A 23,469-nucleotide genomic window follows, 5' to 3' on the forward strand; every position below is an offset into this window, starting at 1 on the left:
CGGCGGGGGTCGTGGTCGGCGGGGTCGTGGATGGTGGGGCCGATGGGCCGTGGAGTTCGTTACCGTGACGGCCGCCCGTGGGCAGGCGATCACCTCCGACGCCAGCCCGGGTTGCCTACAGGGACGACGCCCAGGCCAGCCAGGCGGTTCGGCCCGGCGCTGCTCGACCCGGCCGTGCCCGAACTGGCCGCGCCTGAACTGGCCGCGGTGGAGAACGGTGCCCGCGTGATCGTGGGCAGCGGCATGGTCGTGTCGGGCGCCCAGGCACGCCGCCGCAGTGGAGCGCCCGGGCGGCGGCCTGCGGGGCAGCGAGTCGAGCAGCTCCCGCATCTGGTTGGCGGCGGGCTGGGCACCATCACGAACCGGCGGGTGGCCGGAGTGACGGCGGCGACCAGGGTGCTCGGCCGGTCAGCGGCCGTCAGCCGGGGGCACGCTGCGGCGGGGTGTTCGGGCGGTAGGCGGGGTGTCCGGGCGTTGGGTGGGGTCAGCGGTCGAGTAGTTCCTGTACGTGGTCGGCGGCGTGTTGGGCGTTTTCGATGACTTGGTGGGTGTCGGCGGTGAGGGTGCCGTTGCGCTTGAGGGCGTCGCCGTTGACGAAGACCCATTTGACGTTGGTGGGTTGGCCGTTGAAGACCAACTGGCTGATCCAGTCGCCGCGGGGGGCGAAGTTGAGCATGTGGGGGTCGACGACCAGCAGGTCCGCTCGCTTGCCCGGCGTCAGTGAGCCGATCTCGTCGGCCAGGCCCAGTGCCTCCGCGCCGCCGAGTGTGGCCATGCGGAGGGCGTCCTCGGGGCGGGGGTAGCGGGTCGGGTCGGCGGCGGTGGCGCGCTGGAGGCCGACGGCGGTGCGCATGACGTTGAACATGTCGGTGGTGTCGTTGGTGCCGCCGTCGAGGCCGAGCCCGACCGCGATGCCGCGGGCCTCCATGTCCGGCAGGCGGATGACGCCGGACGCCAACCGCATGTTGGACAGCGGGTTGTGGGCGACCCGGACCCCGGCCGCCGCCAGCTCGTCGAGTTCGGCGTCGGTGAGGTGGATGGCGTGGTTGGCGATCAGCCCCGGCCGCAGCGCGCCCGCCCGCCGCAACGCCTCCAGCTGGCCGGTGGCCGGGTCGGCCTTGGACTCGTGCAGGTGGATGTTCAGCGGGACGCCCAGCTCGCGGGCCAGTTGCTCGGAGGCGGCCAGGTTCGGGTAGTTCTCGGTGGTCGGGTGCGAGCCGATCTGCAGGGACGCCAACGGGTCCTTCTCGATGACCTCGCGCTTGACCCGCCGGATCTCCTCCAGCGTCGCCGGGTCGGCGTTGGCTCCGTACACGTAGACGTACCGCATCCCGGACTCGTCGAGCGCGCGCAGGTTGCCGAGGGCGAAGTCGGCGTTGAACGCGTGCGACCAGTCGGTCATCGTCGTGATGCCCGCGCTGATCGAGTCCAACGTGGACAGTCTGGCCCCGGCGTACGCGTCGGCCCCGGTGATGGGCGCGCCGTAGAGCGGCAGCACACAGTCGGCGAGCCACCCGTTGAGCTCCTGATCGGTGGCGCAGCCCCGGATCAGCGACTGCCAGGCGTGCGTGTGCAGGTCGACGAACCCGGGCAGGACGATCCGCCCCCGCCCGTCGACCACCCGCGCCCCGCGCTCGACCGCCAGGTCGACCCCGACGGCCTCGATCCGCGACCCCGCCAGCACGACGTCGGCGTTCTCCAGCATCCCCAGCGGTCCCGAGCCCACGGCCGGGTCCATGGTGAGCACGAGGGCGGCATCGCGGATCACCACCCGGCCGCCGCCGGAGCCCGCGGGCCCGCCCACCAGCACGGTGACGCCGAGCAACAGCGCGCACGTCACCACGAACAGATTCAGCGCACGAAAACGCCGCATGTCATTACCCCCCAAGGTCTCCCTTCGAGGGTATCGCGTCGAGACCGACCGGGCGCCGGTCTCACGAGCGCCTGTGGATAACTCTCATCCCACCGCCGTCAGCTCGTCCACATCACCCGCCCGGGTGTACTCGACGGCGAACCGGTCGCCCAGCGCCGAGCGCAGGCGGGCCTCGATCCGGTCGACGTCGGCGCGTTCGCCCGAGGGCAGCGGCGCGTCGACCGACTCCCGCAGCGCCGCGGCCGCGCCGAGCAGGCGCGCGGCGCGGACCGGCTCCCCGCCGATCGAGCACGCGCCCGCCAGCCCCTCCACGGCGAACGCCACCGAGCGCGGATCGCCCGCCTCGCGCGCGGAGGCGAGCGCGGCGCGGTGCCACTTCGCGGACTCTGCCGGGTCGCCGCGGAGCTCGGCGACGAAGCCGAGTTCGGTCTCCAGCAGGGACAGGCCGTAGGCGGAGCCGAGCGAGCGGTTCCAGTCCAGCCAGCGCAGCAGGTGGCGCTCGGCGTCGTCGAGGCGGCCGGTCCTGCGGGCGACGAGGGCGAGGCCGACCTCGGCGCACTCCTCGCCGAAGGTGTCGGACTGCTCGACGGCCAGCCGCATCGCGCGGTGGTGGAACTCCACGGCGGTGGCGTGGTCGCCGGTCAGCATGGCGACCCGGCCCTGGCCGGACAGGTGGTACGCGACGTCGTTCCACAGCCGCAGGTCCTCGGCGATCCGCGTGGATTCCCGGTGCAGGCGGGCGGCGGTCGGGTAGTCGCCGCGGATCTGGGCGAGCACGGCCAGGCTCTCCAGCGCCCGCAGCCTGCCCCAGCCGTCGCCGTGGGCGGCGAACAGCTCGTGCGCGGCCAGCGCGTCGCGCTCGGCTGCCGGGAGGTCGCTGCGGAGCAGGGCGACGGAGGCCCGCGCGGCCAGCAGGAGGGCGCGGTTCCAGTCGTCGTCCGGCTCCACCCCGTCCAGCAGCGCGGCCCCGGTCGCCGCGTCGCCGAGGAGCACGTGCACATACGACAGGAACAGCGCCATCTGCGCGCGGTCGTCCGGCGAGTCGAGGGCGTCGAGCGCCTGCCGGACGTCGCGGTCGGCCTCGAGCAGCACCGCGAACCCGGTCAGCCAGGCGCGGACGCGGGCGCGGGCGAGCGCGGACCCGCCGGGCACGGCCAGGGCGGCCTCGAGGAAGCGGTGGGCCACGCGGTGCCTGCCGCGCAGGAACCACGACCAGGCCAGCGCGTCGACCAGGCGCAGGGCGGTGTCGGCGTCGCCGCGCTCGACGGCGTCGTCGAAGGCGCGGGCCAGGTTGGCGGACTCGGCCTCCAGCCGCAGCAGCCAGGCGCGCTGCTCGCGGCCGCACACCTCGGCGGTCTCGGCCAGCTCGGTGAAGTACGCCGAGTACCGGGCGGCCACCTCGTCCGCCTCGCCCGCGGCGCGCAGGCGCTCCAGCCCGTACGCCGCGACGGACTCCAGCAGGCGGTACCGGGTGCCGTCCGGGTCGTCGACCACGACCAGGAAGGAGCGGTCGACCAGCCGCACGATCACGTCGAGCGCGTCCGGCATGCCGGTGACGGCCGCCGCGCTGTCGGCGGTGCAGCCGTCGGCGTGCCACGCGATGCGCCGCAGCACCGTGCGCTCGGTGTCGGTGAGCAGGTCCCAGCTCCAGTCGATGGCCGCGCGCAGCGTGCGCTGGCGGGCCGGGGCGTCGCGGCCCCCGCCGCCGAGCAGGTGGAACCGGTCGCCCAGGCGGCGGGCCAGGCCGTGCACGCCGAACGCGCGCACCCGGGCCGCCGCCAGCTCCAGGGCCAGCGGGATGCCGTCGAGGCCCCGGCAGATCGCGGCGACGGCGGCGGCGTTGTCCTCGTCGAGCGTGAGCCCGGACCGGGCGAGGAACAGCCGCACCGCGTCGTCGTCGACCGACAGCGGCGCGACGGCGTAGGCCAGCTCTCCTGAGATGGCCAGCGGCTCCCGGCTCGTGGCGAGCACGCGCAGGCCGGGCACCTCGCGCAGCAGCACCGACGCCAGCTTGGCCACCGACTCCACGACGTGCTCGCAGTTGTCGAGCACCAGCAGCAGCTCCCGGCCGCGCAGCGCCTCCGTCAGGTGCTCGACCGGCTCGCGCGCCCGCCCGCCCTCGTCGCGCATCCCGAGCGCAGCGGCGATCGCCTCGGCGGGCGCGGGCGACGCGGCGTCCGGCGACGGCCGGATCGCGGCCAGCTCCACCAGCCACACGCCGTCGGGATACGACAGCTCGTGCGCGACGGCGAGCGCGAGGCGGGTCTTGCCCACGCCGCCCGGTCCGGTGAGCGTGACCAGCCTGTCCCTGGTCAGCGCGGCGCGCACGGCTTGCACGTCGGCGTCGCGGCCGATCAGCTCGCCGACGGGCGCGGGCAGGTTGGTCCTCGGCCGGGGCGCGGGGGCCAGGGCCGGGTCGTGGTTCAGGATGGCCCGGTGCACGGCGACCAGCTCGGGCCCCGGGTCGGCGCCCAGCTCGTCGGCGAGCCGTTTGCGCAGGTCCTCGTAGCTGTCGAGGGCCTCGCCCTGCCTGCCGGAGCGGTAGAGCGCGCGCAGGTGCGCCGCGCGCAGCCGCTCCCGCAGCGGGTGCTGGTCGATCAGCTCGGCGAGGTCGTCGGCCAGCGCGGTGTGCTCGCCGAGGTCCAGCCTGGCCAGCGCGTGGTCCTCCAGCGCGCTGAGCCGCGCCTCGGTGAGCCGGGTGACCGGGGCGCGGGCGAAGTCGGCGTCGGCGACGTCGGCGAACGCGGGGCCGCGCCACAGCGCCAGGGCGTCGGACAGCAGGGCGGCCTTCTCCCCCGGGTCGGCGACCGACCCGGCGCGGGCGACCAGCTCGGTGAAGCGGGTCGCGTCGAGGTCGTCGACCCTCAACCGGTAGCCCGCCGGTTCGTAGGTCAGCAGGTCGCGCGCGCCCGGCTCGGCCAGCTCCAGCGCGCGGCGCAGCTGCGACACCTTGGTCTGCAGCGAGTTGGCCGGGTTGCCCGGCGGCGCGTCGCCCCACAGGTCCTCGACGAGCCGGTCGACGGAGACGGCCTCGCCAGCACGCGCCACCAGGGCGCCGAGCAGCGCGCGCACCTTCGCCTCGGGGACCCGCACCGCTCGCCCGTCGGCGGTCCAGACGGCCAGCGGGCCGAGCACCCCGAAACGCATGCCCCCACCGTAGCGACGGCGACCGACAGCCGTTCGTGCGCGGACCGTGCGCGCGGCGGTCCAGCATCGCGGCCGTGACGACGACCGAACTGCGGGCGGGCCCGCGCCAGTGGCTGGGCCTGGCCGTGCTCGCCCTGCCGACCCTGCTGCTCGCCCTGGACATCACCGTGCTGCACCTCGCCGTGCCGCACCTGAGCGCCGACCTGCGCCCGTCCGGGTCGCAGCTGCTGTGGATCGTGGACATCTACGGCTTCATGATCGCCGGGTTCCTGGTCACCATGGGGACCCTCGGCGACCGCGTGGGCCGACGGCGGCTGCTGCTGATCGGGGCGGCGGCCTTCGGCGTCGCGTCGGTGCTCGCGGCCTACGCGACCAGCCCCGAGCTGCTGATCGCCGCCCGCACGGCGCTGGGTGTCGCGGGCGCGACGCTCATGCCCTCGACGCTGGCGCTGATCAGCAACATGTTCCGCGACCCCGGCCAGCGCGGGGTGGCGATCGGCATCTGGGCGACGATGTTCTCCGTCGGCGTGGCCATCGGCCCGATCGTCGGCGGCGCGCTGCTCGCGGCGTTCTGGTGGGGCTCGGTGTTCCTGCTCGGCGTGCCGATCATGCTCCTGCTGCTGGTCGCGGGCCCGGTGCTGCTGCCGGAGTTCCGCGACCGCGCCGCGGGCAGGCCGGACCTGGCCAGCGTGGCGCTGTCCCTGGCCGCGATGCTGCCGATCACCTTCGGCATCAAGGAGCTGGCGGACCCGGTGGTCGCCGTCCCGGCGATCGTGGTCGGGCTCGTCATGGGGGCACTGTTCGTGCGCAGGCAGCGCCGCCTGGCCGACCCGCTGCTGGACCTGGGCCTGTTCGGCGCCCGGGCGGTGCGGGCCGCGCTGGTGATCCTGCTCGTGGCCACCGCGACCATCAGCGGCGCCTACCTGTTCATCACGCAGTACCTGCAACTGGTGGTCGGCCTCTCGCCGCTGATGGCGGGCCTGTGGCTGCTGCCCGCGGCGACGGTCCTGGTCATGGCGTCCATGGCCGCGCCGCTGCTGGCCCGGCGGTTCGGGGCGGGCCGGGTCGTGGCCGTCGCGCTCGTGGTGTCCTCGGCCGGGTTCGTGGTGCTGACCGCCGCCGACGGCCTCACGACGGTGGTCGTCGGGTTCGTGGTGGCCTACTCGGGCATCGGCCCGGTGTTCGCGCTGGGCACCGACCTGGTCGTGGGCTCGGCGGACCCGGCCAAGGCGGGCGCGGCGTCCGCGCTGAGCGAGACCAGCACCGAGCTGGGGGTGTCGATCGGCATCGCGACCCTGGGCAGCATCGGCACCGCCGTCTACCGCGCCGGGTCGGGCGGCTCCGACACCCTGGCGGAGGCGGTCGCCGCCGCCGAGGCGCTGCCCGCGGCCGAGGGCGACGCGCTCCTGCGGATGGCGGGCGATGCGTTCACCGCGGGTCTGGTCACGATCGCGTGGGTGTCGGCCGCCCTGCTCGCGGCCGTCGCGGCCGTGGCGCTGGTCGCGCTACGGGACCGGGTCGGCTGACGGTCCGGGCTCGGCAGGCGGTCCGGGCTTGGCCGAGGGTCCCGGCTCGGCAGGCGGTCCCGGCTCGGCGCTGCGGTCGTCGATCTGTTCGCCGATGTACCGCAGCACCACCGCCAGCGCTGCCGCGACCGGGACGGCGAGGAACGCGCCCGCGATGCCGAACACGCTCCCGCCCACGGTGACCGCGAGCAGGACGACGGCGGCGTGCAGCCGCAGGCTCCGCGACTGCAGGATCGGCTGCAGCACGTTGCCCTCCAGCTGCTGCACGCCGATCACGATGCCCAGCGCGATGAGCGCGGCCGTGAGCCCGTTGCTGACAAGCGCGACCAGCACGGCCAGCGCCCCGGCGACGAACGCCCCGACGATCGGGACGAAGCCGCCGAGGAAGGTGAGCGCGGCCAGCGGGACGGCCAGCGGGACGCCGAGGATCACCAGCCCGAGCCCGATGAAGACCGCGTCGATGAGGCTGACCACGGCCTGCGTGCGGATGAAGCTGCCCAGGGTCTCCCAGATCCGGTCGAGCACCGCGGCGAGGTGGCCGCCAGCGCGCTCGCCGACGACGCCGCGCAGCCACGGGATGAACCGCGGCCCGTCCTTGACGAACAGGAACGCCAGGATGATCGCCAGCACCCCGGTGACGACGCCGGACGTCACCGTCCCGACGCCGGTGATCAGGCTGTTGGCGATGGAGCCGAAGCTCGACTGGAGCTGCTGCACCCCCTGCTGGATCATGCGGTCCAGCTCGCTGTCGGCGAGGTTGAGCGGCGGCCCGGCCATCCAGTCGCGCAGGTTCTGGATCGCCTGGCCCGCGCTCTCGGCGATCTGCGGTACGCCGGAGGCGATGGTGATCGCGATCAGCGTGATGAACCCGCCGAGGACGGCCAGGCCCGCGAGCAGGACGATCGAGGCGGCCAGGCCCGGGTTCACGCCCCTGGCCCGCAGCCACCGCACCGGCGGCCACAGGACGGTGGCGATGACCAGGGCGAGCAGCACCGGGAAGACCGCAACCCACAGCCGGGCGACGAGCATCCAGACGAGGATCGCGCCCGCGGCGATGAGGACCAGCCGCAGGCTCCACCGGGCCATCCAGGCGACACCGTGGCCGATGACGCGCGCGCGGTCGGGGTCGGTCATGGACCAGCACCTCCTCGGGGGATCATGCTGCCAGAGCCGGGCCGATCACGCCGATCGCCACTGTGGACGGTGCGTCAGCGCCTGCTCGTCACCCAGACGGCCAGCTGCGCGCGGTTGGCCAGGTTCAGCTTCGTCAGGATGTGCCCGACGTGGGTCTCCGCGGTCCGCCTGGCGATCGACAGCCGTTCGGCGATCTCGCGGTTCGTCATGCCCTCGGCGACCAGCTCGGCGATCTCCTGCTCGCGCCGGGTCAGGCCGACGATCTCCGGGGGCGGGCGGTGCTTGCCCAGCGCGTAGTCCACGGCGGCGGCGACGGACATCGCCCGGCCCCGGGAGTACGTGCGGTCGTAGGCCGTGGCGCCCAGCGCCTCCTTGGTCAGCGCCTCGTGCCGGTCGAGGCGCGCCACCCAGATCGGGAACGAGCGGGCCTGCAGGTCGATGGACGCCCAGATCACGTCCGCCGCGCCGAACAGGGTCACCGCGCGGTCGAACATCCGGCCGCGGGCCGCGTTCCAGGCGAGCATGTGGATCGAGGCGGCCACGATGAACCACGCCTCGGTGGTCGAGCCGTGGCGCACGGCGAGCCTGCCGTAGCGCTCCGCCTCGGCGAGGTCGTCCGCCTCCAGGTGGATGTAGCCCAGGGCGCACATCGCCCAGCTGCGGAAGTAGATCTCCCCGGCGTCCTCGCTCATCGCCACGCACTCGTCCAGCAGCGCGCGGGCGGCGGCGTAGTCGCCGTTGTAGCCGTGGGCGAAGCCGCCGAAGCACAGGGCGTTGATGATGCCCTCGGGGAAGCCCGCCGCCCGGTATCCCACGAGCGCCTGTTCCAGCAGGGGGATCGCCTGGGCGGTGTGGTCGGCCAGGAACATCCCCATGCCCGCGCTGAACGCCACGTCCGCGCTCAGCTCGTCGTCGGCTGCGGCCGTCGCCAGCTCCGCCGCCCGGAACAGGCCCTTCGCGGCCAGTTCGGCGTCGCCGCGCAGCGCGGCGAGGAAGCCCTCGATCCAGACGGCCACGCGGTACTCGCGGGAGTCCTCGGTCAGCTGGGCCGCTGCCTGGCAGGCGTAGTGGCGGACCTCGTTCATGTGCCCGAAGACCGACCAGTACGGCCGGATGCGGTCCAGCATCCGCACCGCCACCGCGGCCTCGCCGGGCGTGCGGACGCAGAACTCCAGCGCCACCCAGATGTTGGTCAGCTCGCGGGGCAGCCGGTCCAGCCAGGCCAGCTGCTCGGCGGTGAGCCAGCGATCGGCGAAGCACGCCGTCAGGTGGTCGTACCAGTCCCGGTGACGGCGGGCCACCCGGTCGGCGTCGGCGCCCAGCTTCTCGTGACCGTACTGGCGCAGCGTCTCCAGCATCCGGTAGCGCAACAGACCCGAATGGTCTTCACGAATGAGGACTGACTTGTCCAGCAACCCGTCCACGAGATCGAGCACGTCCGCCCGGTCGACCCCGTCGCCGCCGCACACCGCCTCCGCGGCCTCCAGGTCGAAGGAGCCGCTGAACACCGACGCCCTGCGCCAGACCAGCCGTTCGGGCTCGGTGCAGAGGTCGTGGCTCCAGTCGATGGTGGCCCGCAGCGACCGCTGCCGCTGCGGGCCCGCGTCGCGGCTGAGGATGCGCAGGTCGAGCCGGGCGACGATCTGCGCGGGGGTCAGCGCGCGGACGCGGGCGGCGGCCAGCTCGATGGCCAGCGGCACGCCCTCCAGCCGCCGGACCAGGGCGACGACGTCGGCGCGGTTGTCGTCGGTGACCTCGAAGTCGGGCGCGACGGCCCGCGCGCGGTCGGCGAACAGCCGCACGGACTCGTTCTCGTCAGCGCCGTCGACGTCCTCGGGGACCGACAGCGGCGGGACGGACAGGACGTGTTCGCCTTCCGCGCCGAGCGACTGCCTGCTCGTGGCCAGGACGCCGACCCGGGGGCAGCCCGCCAGCACCGCGACCGCCAGCTCGGCGCACGCGTCCAACACGTGCTCGCAGTTGTCCAGCAGCAGCAGGACCTCGCGGTCGGCAAGGTGGTCGACGACCAGCGACAACCCGGGCCTGCCCGACAGCGCGCGCAGCCCGAGCGCGCCCGCGACCGCGCCCGCCACCAGGGCCGGATCGCGCAGGTCGGCCAGCTCGACGAACACCGTGCCGTCGGCGTACCGGGCCGACCGCGCGACCCGCAGCGCCAGCCGGGTCTTGCCCACTCCCCCGGGTCCGGTCAGCGTCACCAGCCTGCCCCTGTTGAGCAGCCGCCTGGCCTGCGCGATCTCCCGCGCCCGGCCGACGTAGCTGGTGCGCTCCGCCTTCACCCCGCCGCCTGCCGTCGCCACGCCGGGCCACCTCCCTGTCGGCGAAGGTATCAGGCGATCCCGTGCAGTATCGCGGTGACGACCGCGTCCGGGGACACCTCGGACGCGGCGGCGTGCGGGAACATAGTGGACAGAACCACCTCGTGGCAGAGGCCGACCAGCAGCGCGGCCGCGGCGTCCACTGTGGCGGGTCCGGGCAGCCTGCCCAGCTCGCGCTCGGCGCGCAGGTAGGCCACGAGCCTGCTCCGCCAGTCCCCGTCCTGGTCGCCGAGTCCGGCGAAGCGGGCGAGAACGGCGGGCGTGCCGATCAGGCCGGTGAACGCGGGCAGGATCGCCCGGTGCAGCGCGAGGCCGTGGTCCAGGTGCGCGCGCAGGTTGGCCTCGACGGTGCCCGTGCCCGGCTCCGGCAGCGCGGGCAGGTTCCGCTCGACGCTGTCGACGTGCGCGCGCAGGGCGGCGGCGAGGAGTTCCTCCTTGTCGGCGAAATGGTTGTAGAGGACACCGTCGGCGACGCCCGCCTCCCGGGCGATCGCCCGGACGGTGAGCCCGGCCGCGCCCTGGGCGGCGATCATCCGCTCGGCCGTGGCGATCAGGTGCTCGCGCAGACTCCGCTCGTCGTGGCGCAGGACCGCGGCTTTTCTGGGTGCCATCGGCTCCGATGCTATCGGGTCGCGGGGTTATCGGGTCGCCGTGACCAGCCATGCGGTTCCGCGCATGCGGACGCCCTCCGACGTCGCGTGCCGCGTCAACGCCTCCGCGAGCGCCACGCGGGCGCGGGCCGCCGCGTCCGGTGTCACCTGGTCCATGTGGTGCTTGACCGGCCCCCACGCGCCCATGAACGCCGCCGCGTCGGCCACGTCGGCGCCCCACACCTGGTCGGCCTCGACGTGCTCGCAGGCGATGTCGACGAAGCCTGCGGCGCCGAGGACGGCGTGGACGCGCTCGGGGTCGGCGAGCGAGGTGGGACCGGCGCCGTCGGCGCCGGTCGGGAACGGCAGGTGCGGGACGAGCGCTCCCAGCACCGCGCCGAGGTCGGTGCCTGCGAGCGCGGTCATGCAGAGGAACGCCAGCCTCCCCCCGGGCGCGAGCGCGCGCCGGACGTTGGCGAACGCGGCCACCGGGTCGGCGTAGAACATCACGCCGAACCGGCTGAGCGCGAGATCGAAGGCGCCGGTCTCGAAGGGGTGGACCTGCACATCCCCCTGAATGAACCGCACGTCGGTCGCACCCTCGCGCGCCCGCGCCAGCATCGGTTCCGAGAGGTCTATTCCGACCGTGTGCGCGGCTTTCCCCGCCGCCAGCCGGGTGAGCTGCCCGTTTCCGCAGCCCAGGTCGAGCACCCGGTCGCCCTCGCCGACCCGGTCGAGCAGGTAATGGTTGAAACCGCTGTTCACCGCGTCGTAGCGGTCGGCGTGTTCGGCCCAATGCCTGCCCTCGTACCCGTTCCACGCCGCCGCCTGCGCGGTGTTGACCACCTCGGGCATCCCGTCCTCCTCGTGAACGTACGTTCATGAACTTGCGTTCATACTGCTCCGACCTGCCGGTGATCGTCAAGCCCTCCCCCGCCGGGGTGACAACCTCCGGCCCGCCGTTCATCACCGGCCTTATATAACGGGAATTATGAAATCGGTCGGTTGTTTCCCGGACGAACGGCTTTCGGCAGCGCTCCCCGTCACCGCCGGACAGTCCGGCCGTAATGTTTTCCGCCACCCTTGATTCGGCCGTAAAACAGCCGTTAATTTCGCTGGCATCCGTTCTTTGAAAGGAGAACAGGGGTGCGAACAAGAATCTGGCGATCACGCAAGGGCGCCGTGGTCGCGGCGGCGCTGGCGGTGCTGGTCCCGATCGCCGTGTCGGGGGCGTTCAGCGCCCAGGCCGACGAGGCCGCCGTCCAGACGCCCACGGCGTCGCCCGCGATGTCGGCGGGCGACTTCCCGCTCACGCCGGTCGGCACGCGGAAGATCGCCGAGCGGAAGCTGGCCAACGGCGTCACCGAGACCGTCACCCGGCTGGGCCCGTTCACCCTGAAGCCGCACGAGGACGGCCACGAGCACCCGCCGGGCACGCCGCCGGACCACCCGCACAGCGGTGACGTCGGCCCGATGCACGGTCCGCACGAGCCGCACCACGGCACCCACACCCGCGCGCTGGCGCTGCTGCTTCCGCCGTGCCACAACTGCTACGTCATCGGCGTGCAGCCGGGAATGACCAATCTCGACGGTTCGGTGGCGAACTACCACACCGGGACGATGCTGCACCACGCCGTGTTCTTCGACCGGTCCAAACACGACATCACCTGCCCCACCGGGTGGCCGGGCTTCGCCGGGCAGCGCATCTTCGCCTCCGGCAACGAGCGCACCGGCGGCACGCTGCCCGAGGGCTTCGGCGTCAAGTACGGCTGGCTCCCGCTGACCTACGCGATGCTCGAGTTCATGAACATGGACCAGGTGGAGCACAAGGTGTACTTCACCGTCACCTACCAGCACGTGCCCGCCAACACCGCGGGGATGCGCGAGGTGACCCCGGTCTGGCTGGACGCGGACAACTGCGGGATCTCCGAGCACCCGGTCCCCGAGGGCGAGTCGCACACCAAGTGGCAGTGGACGTCGTCCATCGAGGGCACCGTCGTCGGCGCGGGCGGGCACCTGCACGACGGCGGCGAGTCCATCACCCTGCGGAACCTGACCACGGGCGAGGACATCTGCGAGTCCCGCGCCGCCTATGAGCTGACACCGGAGTACCAGGGCCACATCGAGCAGATGAGCCGCTGTCTCGAACCGGACCTCGGGCGCATCGACAAGGGCGACAACGTGGAGATCCACAGCGTCTACCACACGCACTACGCCGACCCGCACGCGATGTCGATCATGATCGCGTTCGTCGCCGAGGACTGACCCGGCACACCACGCGCGGCCCGGCGGTCGGACCGCCGGGCCGCCGCGCGCCCGAGGAGTCGAGGATGACCAACGGCTCGGCGACACCGGCGACGAGACCGGTCAGAACCCCGCGCAGGCGGCGGCCTCCGCCGAGGACCCTTCTGCTGATGGCGGCCCGCCGGGTGCACTTCCTGGCCGGGATCGCGGTCGCCCCCTTCGTGTTCCTGCTGGCCGCCACCGGCCTCGGCCACACCGTCGCCCCACTGCTCGACGACCTGATCCACCCCACGGCCCTGTTCGTCGACGAGGTGGGCGCCCAGGCATTGCCGGTGTCCGAGCAGGTGTCCGCCGCGCTGATCGAGCACCGCGGCGCGCGGGTCACCTCGGTGACCGTGCCCGGTGATCCCGACCGCACCACCCGCGTCGCCCTGGACGTGCTGGGCGTCCCGCTCTCGGTGTACGTCGACCCGTACACCGCGGTCGTGCGCGGGACCCTGGAGTCGACGGGCACACCGACGCGGGAGTGGTTGGCGGAGGCGCACCGGAGCCTGCACCTGGGCGAGCCGGGACGGCTGTACGCGGAGTTCGCGGTCAGCTGGCTGCCGATCATCGTGCTGTTCGGCGTCTTCCTGCGCGTGTCCCAGCGGCGGCGGTCGGGCGCGCGCGCCTGGCACGGCGCGCTCGGTCTCGCGCTGGCCGCCGCGCTGCTGCTCATCGGCTTCTCCGGTGTGCAGCGGACGGTCCTGGCGGGCGAACGCGTGTCCGCGGTGCTGTCGACGGCTCCCCCGCGGCTGAATGCGCCCCCGGTGACGCCCGCTCCGGCGCGGGTCGGCGTGGACGACGTGGTGGCGCTGGCCCGCTCGGCCGGGTTGTCCGGGGCGCTGACGGTGGTGCCGCCGGAGCGCGGCGACCGGCCGTACGAGGTGGCCGAGTCCGGCGGTGGACCGTCCCAGGTGGACAAAGTCGCGGTGGACCCGTACCTGGGCCGGGTGACGGCGGCCGTCGGCTGGGCCGACTACTCCGCGACGGCCAAGGCGCGGGCCGTCGCCACCGCGTTCCACCACGGGCTGTTGTTCGGCTGGGCCAACCGGCTGGTGCTCGCGGGCGTCGCCCTGGGCACGATCGCGCTCCTCGCGCTCGGCTACCGGATGTGGTGGGCGCGCCGCGAGGCCCCGCCGCCGGTCTGGCGCTACCTGTCCACGCGCGCGCGGACGCTGCTCATCGTGGGGACGGCGGGCGTGTGCTGGCTGCTTCCGGTGCTCGGCGCGTCGCTGATCGCCTTCGCCGCGGTCGACGGGCTGGCCCGGCGCCGCTCACGGTGACGGGCGCAGCGGCGGGCTGGCAGGCACGCCCTCGCCCTCGGCCAGCCCGGCGAGCAGGTCGCCGAGCGTCTCCGTCGCGTTCCAGCGCGGCGACCAGTCCAGCTCCGCCCTGGCCAGGTCGGCGGACATGGTCGGCGCGCCCATGGCAAGGTCGAGCCAGCTCGCGGGCATCGGCAGCAGGCGGGCGCGCCACGCGCCCGCCATCAGCGCCCGCACCGCGCTCGGCGGGACGGTCAGCGGCCGCGCGCCGACGGCGGCGGCCAGCGCGCCGGAGTCCATGATCGGGTCGGCGGCCAGGTTCACCGCGCCGCGGTACTGCCGGTCGATGGCCGCCAGCGCGGCGGTTGCCACGTCGGCGGCGTGCACGAACTGCAGGGCCAGGCCCGAGGGCAGCGGCAGCGCGGGCAACCTGCCCGAGCGGACCAGCTTCCACAGCGCGCGCGGCACCAGGCGGCCGGTGAAGTAGCGGCGCAGTTCGGCGGCGGAGCGGCGCTGCAGCACCAGCGCGGGCCGCAGCCGGGTCACCGCGATCCCGGGCCGGGCCGCCTCGAACCGGTCCAGCATGGCCTCGACCTCGGCCTTGTCCCGGCTGTAGTCGGAGGTGTCGATCCCGGTGGTCGGCCAGCTCTCGGTGACCGGGCCGCCGCGGTCCTTGGGCGCGTACGCGCCGACGGAGGACAGGTACACCACGTGCGGCACCCCGGCGACGGCGACCGCGTCCAGCAGCACCCCGGTGCCCTCGACGTTGACCTTGTGCAGGTGGGCCCGCTCCCGGCTGGGCTGGATCAGCCACGCGGCGTGCACCACGGCGTCGGCCCCGTCGAACGCCTCCACGAGCCGGGTGAACGCGGTGCGCTCGGCGATGTCGATCGGGTGCCACTCCACGTCGGCGTACGGCGGGCCGGGGGCGGGCTCCCGCCGCGACACCCCGACCAGCTTGTGCCCGCGCACGGCCGCGACGTCCAGCAGCGCGGTGCCGATGCTGCCCGTCCCGCCAACCACCACGATCCGCATGTCAGCGCGATACCCGGGCCCGGGTCGGGCGAAACACGGTTCACCGGCGCGGACGCGGGTACCCAGCGCGGACCCGATCCGAAGGAGGAGGGCGCACATGGCCCCCAACCCGATCCAGATGCAGAAGTTCCTCTCCGGGGTCAACTACCCCTGTTCCAAGTCCGACCTGGTGGAGCACGCCCGGTCGAGCGGCGCCGACGACGACGTGGTGAACGGCCTCGAAGCGATGCCCGACCGCGAGTACGACGGCCCGAACGCGGTGAGCGAGGCGTTCACGTCGGCGACCCGGTAGCCGCGATGCCGACCCTGACCCGCCTGCTCGGCGCGGCGACCGCCGCCTACGGCGCCGCGATCGTCGTCAGACCAGCCCTGCTCGCCTCCCCCGCAGGCCTGACGAACGCCACCGGCGAGGTGCCGGGCGGCAGTCAGATCCTCGTGCGCGCCATCGGCGCCCGCGACGCCGCCGTCGGCGTGGCGATGCTCTGCGCGCCGCCCGGCCCGGCGCTGCGCACCGCGGTGGCCGCGCGGGTCGCCTGCGATCTCTCGGACGCGGCGGTGTTCGCCGCCCTGCCCGAGCCGGACAAGCGGCGCAAGGTCGTCGCGGTCGCGGTCGCCTGGGCCGTTCTCTGCGCCATCGCGGGGTCACGCGCGTCCTAGTTTGCCGAAGGTCAACCGGGGAACCCGGTCCGCCAGTTCCACGCGGGAAAGGCGGAGATCATGAGGCACCACGACACCGACGCGCTCGCCCGGGTCGGCAAGCCGGGTCAGGGCGCCGAGCCGTTCGGCAAGCCCCGGTTCGCCAAGGCGTACTCCTTCGCCCTGGTGACCGGGGTCTTCTTCCTGCTGTCCTGGGTCGGCCAGTTCGTCTTCCAGTACATCGCCTTCAGCCAGGAACAGCAGACGCACGGCCAGGAGGCGGCCTTCTCCGACTACTTCCCGCAGTTCGCCGCGTCCACCCTGGAGAACTGGCAGTCTGAGTTCCTGCAGCTGATCTGGCAGGCCGCGGGCCTGGCGCTGTTCTACTACTGGGGCTCCAGCCAGTCCAAGGAGTCCGACGAGCGCATCGAGGCCAAGCTGGACGCCCTGCTCGCCGAGCGCGGCATCGACCCGGGCGGTTCAGCGCAGCGATGACCGCCCGGACTCCCAGCAGGACAGCAGGTGCTCGCCCATCCGCTGCTCCATGAGGCCGGTGGCCTGGATGCCGAGCACGATCGTCGCGGCCTGGTCCGGCTCGTCCGCGACCAGGCCGCCGACCACGTCGTGGCGCATGATCTGCTCGTGCACGGCGTCGGCCTCGACGTGCTCGGCGAAGAACCGCCGCGTCGCCGGGCCCGCGCCGAGCCGGTCCAGCGCGGTGAGCACGCGCGCCGCGCTGGGCGGCGTGCCGATCTCGGCCGCGGCGAAGTGCCCGCACAGGGCGGCGCGCAGCGAGCGGTGCAGCCCGAACAGCGACATCATGTTGACCGTGGCGATCGCGGGCGCGGGCACGTCGTCGAGGTAGTGCAGGTACTCAGTGGACAGTCCGCACTCGTCGAGCAGGTCGGCGTAGAGCCGCGAGTGCATGTCCTCGGCGCGCCCGCCGCCGTACTCGTCGAACTCCACGGCCACGAGCGCCGCCTTGGCCCTGCCGCGCAGCCGGGGGATGACCCAGGCGTGCGGGTCGGCCTCCTTGAGGTGGTAGATCGACCGGTGGATGAAGTACTCGCGGACGTGCTCCCAGGTGCCGTGCTCGGCGAGGAAGTGCGAGACGCCCCGGCCGGGCACCTCCTCCACCAGCAGCTCGGCCAGCACCTCCTCGACGTCGCCGCCGGGGGTCTCGGCGCGCAGCGCGTCGAGGAACACCGCCTCCATGGCCCCGCGCAGGCGCAGCAGGTCCGGCTGCCACTCCCAGTCCGGGTCCGTGCCGGGGAACCCCTGGTAGTGCAGCTCGTAGCACAGGTGCAGGGCCAGGGTCAGGTCCTCGCCGTGCGGATCGGCGTCGACCGCGGGCGGGGACAGCTCGCGCACGGGACCGGACAGCACGTCGCGCACGTATTCCGACAGCGGACCGCGGGCCGCGGGCAGGCGCGTCGCCACGGCGGGCATGACCATGGGGTGACTCCTTCCGTCCGCGCCGAGATACCCCGATTGAGACCCACTCAACCGAGGTATCCCGTCGTCATGGCTGAGCGACCGACGCGCGTGCGGATCATCCCCCGCGGCCCGATACTGGTGGACGGCCCGGTCGAGGTGACCGGCGCGGACGGGCAGACCGCGCGGTCCTCACGCGTGGTGACCGCGCTGTGCGCGTGCCGTCGCAGCGCGCTCTACCCGTTGTGCGACACCAGCCACCGGCGCTGTCGGAAGGTCGAGTCCTGACGCGAGTTTGACCCGGGCGATCCGGGGCATTTCCCCGCCATGCTGCTTCGGATGCCCGGCGTCTACCGCCCCCAAGGAGACACCCGCCTGCTCTGCGCGGCGTTCCACGACGCGAACCTGCCGCCCGGCGGGACCGTGCTCGACATCGGCACCGGCACCGGCGCCGTGGCGCTCACCGCGGCCCGCGCGGGCGCGGCGTCGGTGACCGCGGTGGACATCGCGCGCCGCGCCGTCGTCACCGCCCGCGCCAACGCGTGGCTCAGCGGCCTGAACGTCGAGGTCCGCCAGGGCGACGCCCTGACGATAGCCGCGGGGAGACGCTTCGACATCGTCCTCGCCAACCCGCCGTACGTCCCGTCCGTGGTGGACGTCGACGCCCGGGGACCGGCCCGCGCGTGGGAGGGCGGCTGCGACGGCCGGGCCGTCCTCGACCGCCTGTGCGCCGCGGCCCGCGACCTGCTCACCCCGGGCGGCACGCTGCTCATGGTGCATTCGGCGCTGTGCGGCACCGAGGAGAGCCTGATCGCGCTGCGCGGCCTGGGGCTCAAGGCCGCCGTGGTGTCGCGTGCCCGTGAGCCCTTCGGCCCGGTGATGCGCGGGCGGGCCGACGCGCTGGTCCGCGCCGGGCTGCTGGAGCCCGGCGACACCGACGAGGAACTGGTCGTCATCCGCGCCGACCGCGCGATCACCGACCACTGACGCGCCGACTGGCGCGCTCCCGCCCGGGGAAGTAGAGACAGGGGTGGGATCGCGCGAGGAGGCGGCATGGTGGTGCGGGTGGCAGCGGTGGCGCTCGCCTTGGTCGCGGGCACGGCAGGGGTCGCGCACGGCGTCGACTACCCGGACCCGGCGGCGGTGACCGGCGACGTGAGCGTGCACGACCCGACGGTGGTCAAGACGCCGTCGGGCGCGTACCTGTTGGCCCACACCGGGGCGAACATCCTGCTCAAGACATCGGCCGACCGCGTCGCGTTCCAGAACGCGGGCCAGGTGTTCCCCGACGGCGCGCCGTGGACGGAGCCGTACACCGGCGGTGGCAACATCCTGTGGGCGCCGCATCTGTCCTATCTGAACGAGCGGTTCTACCTGTACTACTCGGCTTCCACGCTGGGCTCGCGGAAGTCGGCTATCTTCCTGGCGACCAGCCCGACCGGCGAGGCGGGCACGTGGACCGACGCCGGCCTGGTCGTCGAGACCGACGACGCCGACGACTACAACGCGATCGATCCCGACCTCACAGTGGACGACGACGGCCGCTGGTGGCTCACTTTCGGGTCGTATTGGTCGGGTATCAAGCAGATCGCGATCGACCCGGACACCGGCAAGCCGCTCGACAGCGCGATCCTGGACCTGGCGAGCCGCGGCGGGGACGCCATCGAGGCCGCGACGATCGCCAAACACGGCTCGTACTACTACCTCTACGTGTCGTTCGACCGGTGCTGCCAAGGCGCGAACAGCACCTACCGCGTGATGGTCGGGCGCTCGGACAGCATCAATGGCCCCTATGTCGACCGCGCGGGCGTGCCGATGCTGGACGGCGGCGGCACGGAGATCGTGGCCTCGCACGGCGCCATCCACGGCCCCGGCCACCAGGACGTCCTGACCGACGGCGACACCGACATCCTCGTCTACCACTACTACGCCGACAACGGGACGCCTCTGTTGGGGATCAACCCGCTCGCGTATGACGCGGAGGGGTGGCCTGCGCTGCAGAGCGCGGCGCGCATGGTGTGAGGTGCGGCTCGACCAGCTCCGCGTACCGGCGCGCCATCGTGGCGACGACCTCCTCCCCCGGCGCTGCCCACACGTCGGCGTTGAAGATCTCCACCTCGACGTCGCCGAGGTAGCCCGCCGCCGCGACCGCCCGGGTGAGCCGGGCGAAGTCGATGTGGCCGTCGCCGATCATGCCGCGGCTGAGCAGGGTGTCCGCGGGCAGCGGCGTGATCCAGTCGCTGACCTGGTAAGCCAGGATCCGCTCACCCGCGCGCGCGATCTGGTCCAGCACACCCGGTTCCCACCAGATGTGAAACGTGTCCACCACGACCCCCACCACATCGGATGGATGGGCCTCGGCGATGTCCACCGCCTGCGCGAGGGTCGAGATCACGCCGCGGTCGGCGGCGAAGATCGGGTGCATCGGCTCGATCGCCAGCCGCACGCCCCGGTCCCGCGCGGGCTCGACCAGGGCGGCCACGGCGTCGGACACCCGCTGCCGCGCGCCATCGATGTCGCGGTCGGCCAGTCCGCCGGGGACGAGCACGAGCACGTCGGCGCCCAGGGCGGCGGCCTCGTCGAGGGCGGCGACGTTGTCGGCGTGGTTGTCCCCCGAGGTGAAGAACCCGCCCCGGCACAGCGACGACACCCGCAGCCCGGCATCGCGCACCATCCGCGCGGCCGTCTCCAGCCCCACGTCGGCGACTGGTTCCCGCCACAGGCCGATCGCCCCGATCCCGGCCGCGACGCAGCCTGCGACGGCCTCCGGCAGGGTCCAGTTCGCCGTGGTCCGCTGGTTGAGCGAGAGCCTCACACCGCCACCCCCGCGGTCTCCAGCCACGCCCGCAGCCGGTGCGCGGCCAGGTCGGGATCGGGCAGCAGGCGCGCGGCGTCGGCCAGGACGAACACCCGGGCCAGGTGCGGCACGCTCCGCGCCGACTGCAGGCCGCCGAGCATGGTGAAGCCGGGCTGGTAACCGCACAGCCAGGCCAGGAACGCGATGCCGGTCTTGTAGTAGTAGGTCGGCGCGCTGAACAGGTGGCGGGACAGGGCCAGCGTGCCCGCCATCTCGGCGTCGTAGCCCGCCAGGTCGCCCCGGTCCAGCGCGGCCACCGCGGCGGACGCGGCGGGGGCGACCGCGGCGAACGCGCCCAGCAGGGCGTCGGAGTGGCGAACGCCGTCGCCTCTGATCAGCTCCGGATAGTGGAAGTCGTCTCCCGTGTAGAGCCGGACGCTGTCGGGGAGGGCGGCGCGCAGGGACACCTCGTGCTCGGCGGACAGCAGGGAGACCTTGACGCCGTCGATCGCCGCGGCGTGCTCGCCGACGAGGTCGAGGAACGTGGCGGTTGCGGTGGCGAGGTCCGTGGAGCCCCAGTAGCCCGTCAGGTGGGGGTCGAACGCCTCGCCCAGCCAGTGGAGGATCACGGGCTCGCGCACCTGGCGCAGGATCGTGCCGTAGACCTTGTGGTAGTCGTCGGCGGAGCGGGCGGTCCTGGCCAGGTGGCGCGAGGCCATGACGATCACCCGCGAGCCCGCGTCCTCCACGAACGCGACCTGCTCCTCGTACGCGGCGATGACGCCGTCGAGCGTGACGTCGTCCGGGGCGTGGTCGGTGCCCGCGCCCGAGGCGATCCGGGCGCCCTCCGCGTTCGCCTGCGCCGCGCTGCGGCTGATCAGCTCCCGTGCGGTCGGCCAGTCGAGGCCCATGTTGCGCTGCGCGGTGTCCATGGCCTCGGCGACACCCATGCCGTAGCGGAACAGGTGTCGCCGGAAGGCCAATGTGGACTCCCAGTCGACGGTGTTGTCGCCCAGCGGGTCCGCCGCGACGTGGGCGGCGGCGAACAGGACCCGGGAGGCGTGCGGCCGGGGGTGCTCCTCCCAAGCCCGCGGGGGTGACAGTTCCACCGACGTCCACGTGCCGTCGGCGAGCGGGACCCTGATCACGCGTCCTCCAGGAGCACCCGACGCCCGTGCCGGGAGGATTCGAGGCCCGCGGCCACCAGGCGCAGCCCGCGCACGCCCGCGGCGAGGTCGTACGGATGGGGCGTCCCGTGGTGCACATCGGACAGGAACCGCTCCCACTGGGCGCGGAAGCCGTTGGCGTACACGTCGTTGTCCGGTACCTCGTCCCACTGCGCGCGGAAGTCCTCAGCGGTGGGCTCGTCCGGGTTCCACACCGGCTTGGGCGTGCGCACGCGAGGCTGGACGCGGCAGCCGAACAGGCCCGCGACGGCCGAGCCGTGGGTGCCGTCGACCTGGAACTCCACCAGTTCCTTGCGGTCGACCCGCACCGCCCACGAGGAGTTGACCTGCGCGATGACGCCGCCCGCCAGCTCGAAGATCGCGTACGCCGCGTCGTCCGCGGTGGCCGCGTACGGCCTGCCGTCCTCGTCCCAGCGCCGCGGGATGTGGGTGACCGCCTTGGCCGTCACGGCCTCCACCCGGCCGAAGAGGTTCTCCAGCACGTAGTTCCAGTGGCAGAACATGTCCAGCACGACGCCGCCGCCGTCCTCGGCGCGGTAGTTCCAGCTCGGCCGCTGCGCTGGCTGGAGGTCGCCCTCGAACACCCAGTAGCCGAACTCGCCGCGCACCGACAGGATCCGGCCGAAGAAGCCGTGGTCGATCAACCGCTTCAGCTTGAGCAGGCCGGGCAGGTACAGCTTGTCGTGCACGACGCCGTTGATCACGCCCGCGGCCGCCGCCGCGTCGGCCAGCGCCGTCCCGTCGGCGACCGAGGTGGCCACCGGCTTCTCGGTGTAGACGTGCTTGCCCGCGGCGATCGCCTTGGCGATGGCGTCCTTGCGCTCGCTGGTGACGAGCGCGTCGAAGTACACCGGGGCGTCGTCCTTCAGCGCGGTGTCGAGGTCGGTGTACCAGGTGGCGATGCCGTGCTCGTCGGCGATGCGGGCGAGCTTGTCGGCGTTGCGGCCGACCAGGACGGGCTCGACCGGCAGGCGGGCGCCGTCGGGGAGCCGGAGCCCGCCGTCGTCGCGGATGGCGAGGACCGAGCGCAGCAGGTGCTGGCGGTGGCCCATGCGCCCGGTGACGCCGTTCATCAGGATTCTCATGCTCGCCCCATCCGCATAGAAAGCGCTTTCGTAAGCGCTTACAGTACGATAGGTCCGACCCGGCGGCGCAGGCAAGGGCTCCCGGTAGAAGATGTCCCGTGAGGGAGGGACGATGACGCAGCGACGGGCTCGGCTGATCGATGTCGCCGACGCGGCCGGGGTGTCGATCGCGGCCGCGTCGCGGGCGATGTCCGGCTCGACCGGGGTCAGCGACGCGATCGCGGCCCGGGTGCGCCGGGTGGCCGCGGAGATGGGGTACGTGGCCAACGTGCACGCCCGCACGCTCGCGGGCGGCGCGAGCACCACGATCGGGCTGCTGGTGCACGAGATCGGCGACCCGTACTTCACCGAGATCGCGGGCGGGGTCCTGCGCCTGGGCGCGCAGCAGGGCCTCACCGTGCAGATCGGCCACACCGGCCGGGACCCCGACGCCGAGCTGACCCAGGTCCGGGCGCTGGTGGCCAACCGGGTCAGGGCAATCGTCATCGCCGGGTCCGGGTTCGTGGACGCGGCCGTGCAGGCGCCGGTCAAGGCGGAGCTGCAGGCGTTCCAGGCGGGCGGCGGGCGGGTCGCGGTGATCGGCCGCCACCACCTCGGCGCCGACGCCGTCCTGCCGGACAACCACACGGGCGGCCGGTCGCTGGCCGAGCACCTACTGGCCCTCGGCCACCGCCGGATCGCCTTCGCCGTCGGCTCCCGCGCGCTGACCACGGTCGCCGACCGGCTGGCCGGGATCGCCGAGGCGCTGGCCTCGGCCGGTCTCGACCTCGACGACCTGCCCGTCGTCGAGGAGGAGTTCACGCGCGCGGGCGGGCGCCGGGCGACGCACGCCATCCTCGACGCGCACCCCGACGTGACCGCGATCGCCGCGCTGAACGACGACATGGCGATCGGCGTGCTGGCCGCGCTGCGCGCCCGCGGCGTGTCGGTCCCGGGCGAGGTGTCGGTGTCCGGCTTCGACGACGTCCCGGTCGCGGAGTACCTGTGGCCCGCGCTCACCACCGTCCGCCTGCCGATGGCGGAGATGGGCGAGCAGGTGCTGGAGCTGGCGCTCAAGCCCGCGTCGAGCAGGCCGAGGCGCAGGCTGACCGGCCATTCCCTGGTCGTCCGCGACTCGACGGCGCCGCCGCGCGGTTGACAT

The 23,469-nt window shown here is 73.5% G+C and carries 21 protein-coding genes; 10 read left to right on the plus strand and 11 right to left on the minus strand.

The genetic code is table 11. The features are described from left to right. Positions 1-484: 484 nt before the first annotated feature. Both Actkin_RS22170 and Actkin_RS22175 read right to left on the minus strand, forming a co-directional pair. Positions 485-1,873, minus strand: coding sequence for an amidohydrolase family protein (locus Actkin_RS22170; RefSeq protein WP_258904126.1), 1,389 nt, complete (start codon positions 1,871-1,873; stop codon positions 485-487). 84 nt (positions 1,874-1,957) lie between these two features. After that, on the minus strand, positions 1,958-5,020 hold the full coding sequence (locus Actkin_RS22175) for an AfsR/SARP family transcriptional regulator (protein WP_258904127.1): 3,063 nt from the start codon (positions 5,018-5,020) through the stop codon (positions 1,958-1,960). A gap of 65 nt (positions 5,021-5,085) precedes the next feature. Between Actkin_RS22175 and Actkin_RS22180 the strand changes: the two genes are divergently transcribed. Continuing rightward, positions 5,086-6,546, plus strand: coding sequence for an MFS transporter (locus tag Actkin_RS22180; RefSeq protein ID WP_396123003.1), 1,461 nt, complete (start codon positions 5,086-5,088; stop codon positions 6,544-6,546). Here the strand turns inward: Actkin_RS22180 and Actkin_RS22185 are convergent. The 4 genes from Actkin_RS22185 to Actkin_RS22200 all read right to left on the minus strand — a co-directional run bounded on the left by Actkin_RS22185 (position 6,526) and on the right by Actkin_RS22200 (position 11,461). After that, on the minus strand, positions 6,526-7,680 hold the full coding sequence (locus tag Actkin_RS22185; RefSeq protein ID WP_189211332.1) for an AI-2E family transporter: 1,155 nt from the start codon (positions 7,678-7,680) through the stop codon (positions 6,526-6,528). The genes Actkin_RS22180 and Actkin_RS22185 overlap by 21 nt on opposite strands. Before the next feature lie 74 nt (positions 7,681-7,754). Beyond that, complete coding sequence (locus Actkin_RS22190) at positions 7,755-9,998, minus strand: ATP-binding protein (protein WP_258904129.1); 2,244 nt, start codon at positions 9,996-9,998, stop codon at positions 7,755-7,757. A gap of 29 nt (positions 9,999-10,027) precedes the next feature. After that, positions 10,028-10,627, minus strand: coding sequence for a TetR/AcrR family transcriptional regulator (locus Actkin_RS22195; RefSeq protein ID WP_258904130.1), 600 nt, complete (start codon positions 10,625-10,627; stop codon positions 10,028-10,030). A gap of 27 nt (positions 10,628-10,654) precedes the next feature. Then, on the minus strand, positions 10,655-11,461 hold the full coding sequence (locus Actkin_RS22200) for a class I SAM-dependent methyltransferase (RefSeq protein ID WP_258904131.1): 807 nt from the start codon (positions 11,459-11,461) through the stop codon (positions 10,655-10,657). Positions 11,462-11,752: 291 nt separating this feature from the next. Between Actkin_RS22200 and Actkin_RS22205 the strand changes: the two genes are divergently transcribed. After that, complete coding sequence (locus Actkin_RS22205) at positions 11,753-12,871, plus strand: hypothetical protein (protein ID WP_258904133.1); 1,119 nt, start codon at positions 11,753-11,755, stop codon at positions 12,869-12,871. Between the two features lie 149 nt (positions 12,872-13,020). After that, the gene (locus Actkin_RS22210) at positions 13,021-14,175 is read left to right on the plus strand and encodes a PepSY-associated TM helix domain-containing protein (protein ID WP_258904134.1); all 1,155 of its coding nucleotides are present in this window, start codon (positions 13,021-13,023) and stop codon (positions 14,173-14,175) included. Here the strand turns inward: Actkin_RS22210 and Actkin_RS22215 are convergent. After that, entirely contained in the window at positions 14,167-15,189 is a 1,023-nt protein-coding gene (locus tag Actkin_RS22215; RefSeq protein ID WP_258904135.1) for an NAD-dependent epimerase/dehydratase family protein, read from the minus strand. The two genes, Actkin_RS22210 and Actkin_RS22215, sit on opposite strands and share 9 nt — an antisense overlap. 97 nt (positions 15,190-15,286) lie before the next feature. On the opposite strand from Actkin_RS22215, the gene Actkin_RS22220 reads away from it, so the two are divergent. From Actkin_RS22220 to Actkin_RS22230, 3 genes are read left to right on the plus strand one after another with little or no spacing between them, the layout of a single operon-like run. Further along, positions 15,287-15,481, plus strand: a complete 195-nt coding sequence (locus tag Actkin_RS22220) for a DUF2795 domain-containing protein (RefSeq protein ID WP_189211339.1) — start codon at positions 15,287-15,289, stop codon at positions 15,479-15,481. A 5-nt stretch (positions 15,482-15,486) separates the two neighbouring features. After that, on the plus strand, positions 15,487-15,846 hold the full coding sequence (locus Actkin_RS22225) for a hypothetical protein (protein WP_189211340.1): 360 nt from the start codon (positions 15,487-15,489) through the stop codon (positions 15,844-15,846). A gap of 60 nt (positions 15,847-15,906) precedes the next feature. Further along, positions 15,907-16,320, plus strand: coding sequence for a DUF6766 family protein (locus tag Actkin_RS22230; protein WP_258904136.1), 414 nt, complete (start codon positions 15,907-15,909; stop codon positions 16,318-16,320). Here Actkin_RS22230 and Actkin_RS22235 read toward each other — a convergent pair. Beyond that, a complete protein-coding gene (locus Actkin_RS22235; RefSeq protein WP_189211342.1) occupies positions 16,306-17,280 on the minus strand; it encodes an iron-containing redox enzyme family protein in 975 nt (324 codons plus the stop codon). The two genes, Actkin_RS22230 and Actkin_RS22235, sit on opposite strands and share 15 nt — an antisense overlap. Positions 17,281-17,349: 69 nt before the next feature. Here Actkin_RS22235 and Actkin_RS22240 point away from each other — a divergent pair, with 69 nt between their 5' ends. The 3 genes from Actkin_RS22240 (at position 17,350) to Actkin_RS22250 (ending at position 19,281) form a co-directional block, all read left to right on the plus strand. After that, positions 17,350-17,547, plus strand: a complete 198-nt coding sequence (locus tag Actkin_RS22240; protein ID WP_189211343.1) for a CDGSH iron-sulfur domain-containing protein — start codon at positions 17,350-17,352, stop codon at positions 17,545-17,547. Positions 17,548-17,598: 51 nt separating this feature from the next. Beyond that, positions 17,599-18,246, plus strand: coding sequence for a HemK2/MTQ2 family protein methyltransferase (locus Actkin_RS22245; protein ID WP_258904137.1), 648 nt, complete (start codon positions 17,599-17,601; stop codon positions 18,244-18,246). A gap of 66 nt (positions 18,247-18,312) precedes the next feature. Then, on the plus strand, positions 18,313-19,281 hold the full coding sequence (locus tag Actkin_RS22250) for an arabinan endo-1,5-alpha-L-arabinosidase (RefSeq protein ID WP_258904138.1): 969 nt from the start codon (positions 18,313-18,315) through the stop codon (positions 19,279-19,281). Here the strand turns inward: Actkin_RS22250 and Actkin_RS22255 are convergent. Genes Actkin_RS22255 through Actkin_RS22265 form a run of 3 tightly spaced genes read right to left on the minus strand, consistent with a single transcriptional unit; the run spans position 19,217 to position 22,328 of the window. Next, the gene (locus Actkin_RS22255; protein ID WP_258904139.1) at positions 19,217-20,074 is read right to left on the minus strand and encodes a sugar phosphate isomerase/epimerase family protein; all 858 of its coding nucleotides are present in this window, start codon (positions 20,072-20,074) and stop codon (positions 19,217-19,219) included. The two genes, Actkin_RS22250 and Actkin_RS22255, sit on opposite strands and share 65 nt — an antisense overlap. After that, positions 20,071-21,204 (minus strand): dihydrodipicolinate synthase family protein, encoded by a 1,134-nt coding sequence (locus Actkin_RS22260; protein WP_258904140.1) that lies wholly within the window; start codon positions 21,202-21,204, stop codon positions 20,071-20,073. The genes Actkin_RS22255 and Actkin_RS22260 overlap by 4 nt, the downstream gene beginning before the upstream one ends. After that, positions 21,201-22,328, minus strand: a complete 1,128-nt coding sequence (locus Actkin_RS22265) for a Gfo/Idh/MocA family protein (RefSeq protein WP_258904141.1) — start codon at positions 22,326-22,328, stop codon at positions 21,201-21,203. The genes Actkin_RS22260 and Actkin_RS22265 overlap by 4 nt, the downstream gene beginning before the upstream one ends. Before the next feature lie 112 nt (positions 22,329-22,440). Between Actkin_RS22265 and Actkin_RS22270 the strand changes: the two genes are divergently transcribed. Beyond that, the gene (locus Actkin_RS22270; RefSeq protein WP_258904142.1) at positions 22,441-23,466 is read left to right on the plus strand and encodes a LacI family DNA-binding transcriptional regulator; all 1,026 of its coding nucleotides are present in this window, start codon (positions 22,441-22,443) and stop codon (positions 23,464-23,466) included. Positions 23,467-23,469 lie beyond the last annotated feature (3 nt).

It is taken from the genome of Actinokineospora sp. UTMC 2448, assembly GCF_024760565.1.
In the GTDB taxonomy this organism is placed as follows: domain Bacteria; phylum Actinomycetota; class Actinomycetes; order Mycobacteriales; family Pseudonocardiaceae; genus Actinokineospora; species Actinokineospora fastidiosa.

Coding starts and splice junctions, on each gene's coding strand:
- Actkin_RS22170 (WP_258904126.1), bottom strand. CDS start 1,873: ATGCGGCGTTTTCGTGCGCTGAATCTGTTCGTGGTGACGTGCGCGCTG.
- Actkin_RS22175 (WP_258904127.1), bottom strand. CDS start 5,020: ATGCGTTTCGGGGTGCTCGGCCCGCTGGCCGTCTGGACCGCCGACGGG.
- Actkin_RS22185 (WP_189211332.1), bottom strand. CDS start 7,680: ATGACCGACCCCGACCGCGCGCGCGTCATCGGCCACGGTGTCGCCTGG.
- Actkin_RS22195 (WP_258904130.1), bottom strand. CDS start 10,627: ATGGCACCCAGAAAAGCCGCGGTCCTGCGCCACGACGAGCGGAGTCTG.
- Actkin_RS22200 (WP_258904131.1), bottom strand. CDS start 11,461: ATGCCCGAGGTGGTCAACACCGCGCAGGCGGCGGCGTGGAACGGGTAC.
- Actkin_RS22210 (WP_258904134.1), top strand. CDS start 13,021: ATGGCGGCCCGCCGGGTGCACTTCCTGGCCGGGATCGCGGTCGCCCCC.
- Actkin_RS22215 (WP_258904135.1), bottom strand. CDS start 15,189: ATGCGGATCGTGGTGGTTGGCGGGACGGGCAGCATCGGCACCGCGCTG.
- Actkin_RS22220 (WP_189211339.1), top strand. CDS start 15,287: ATGGCCCCCAACCCGATCCAGATGCAGAAGTTCCTCTCCGGGGTCAAC.
- Actkin_RS22225 (WP_189211340.1), top strand. CDS start 15,487: ATGCCGACCCTGACCCGCCTGCTCGGCGCGGCGACCGCCGCCTACGGC.
- Actkin_RS22230 (WP_258904136.1), top strand. CDS start 15,907: ATGAGGCACCACGACACCGACGCGCTCGCCCGGGTCGGCAAGCCGGGT.
- Actkin_RS22235 (WP_189211342.1), bottom strand. CDS start 17,280: ATGGTCATGCCCGCCGTGGCGACGCGCCTGCCCGCGGCCCGCGGTCCG.
- Actkin_RS22240 (WP_189211343.1), top strand. CDS start 17,350: ATGGCTGAGCGACCGACGCGCGTGCGGATCATCCCCCGCGGCCCGATA.
- Actkin_RS22245 (WP_258904137.1), top strand. CDS start 17,599: ATGCCCGGCGTCTACCGCCCCCAAGGAGACACCCGCCTGCTCTGCGCG.
- Actkin_RS22250 (WP_258904138.1), top strand. CDS start 18,313: ATGGTGGTGCGGGTGGCAGCGGTGGCGCTCGCCTTGGTCGCGGGCACG.
- Actkin_RS22265 (WP_258904141.1), bottom strand. CDS start 22,328: ATGAGAATCCTGATGAACGGCGTCACCGGGCGCATGGGCCACCGCCAG.
- Actkin_RS22270 (WP_258904142.1), top strand. CDS start 22,441: ATGACGCAGCGACGGGCTCGGCTGATCGATGTCGCCGACGCGGCCGGG.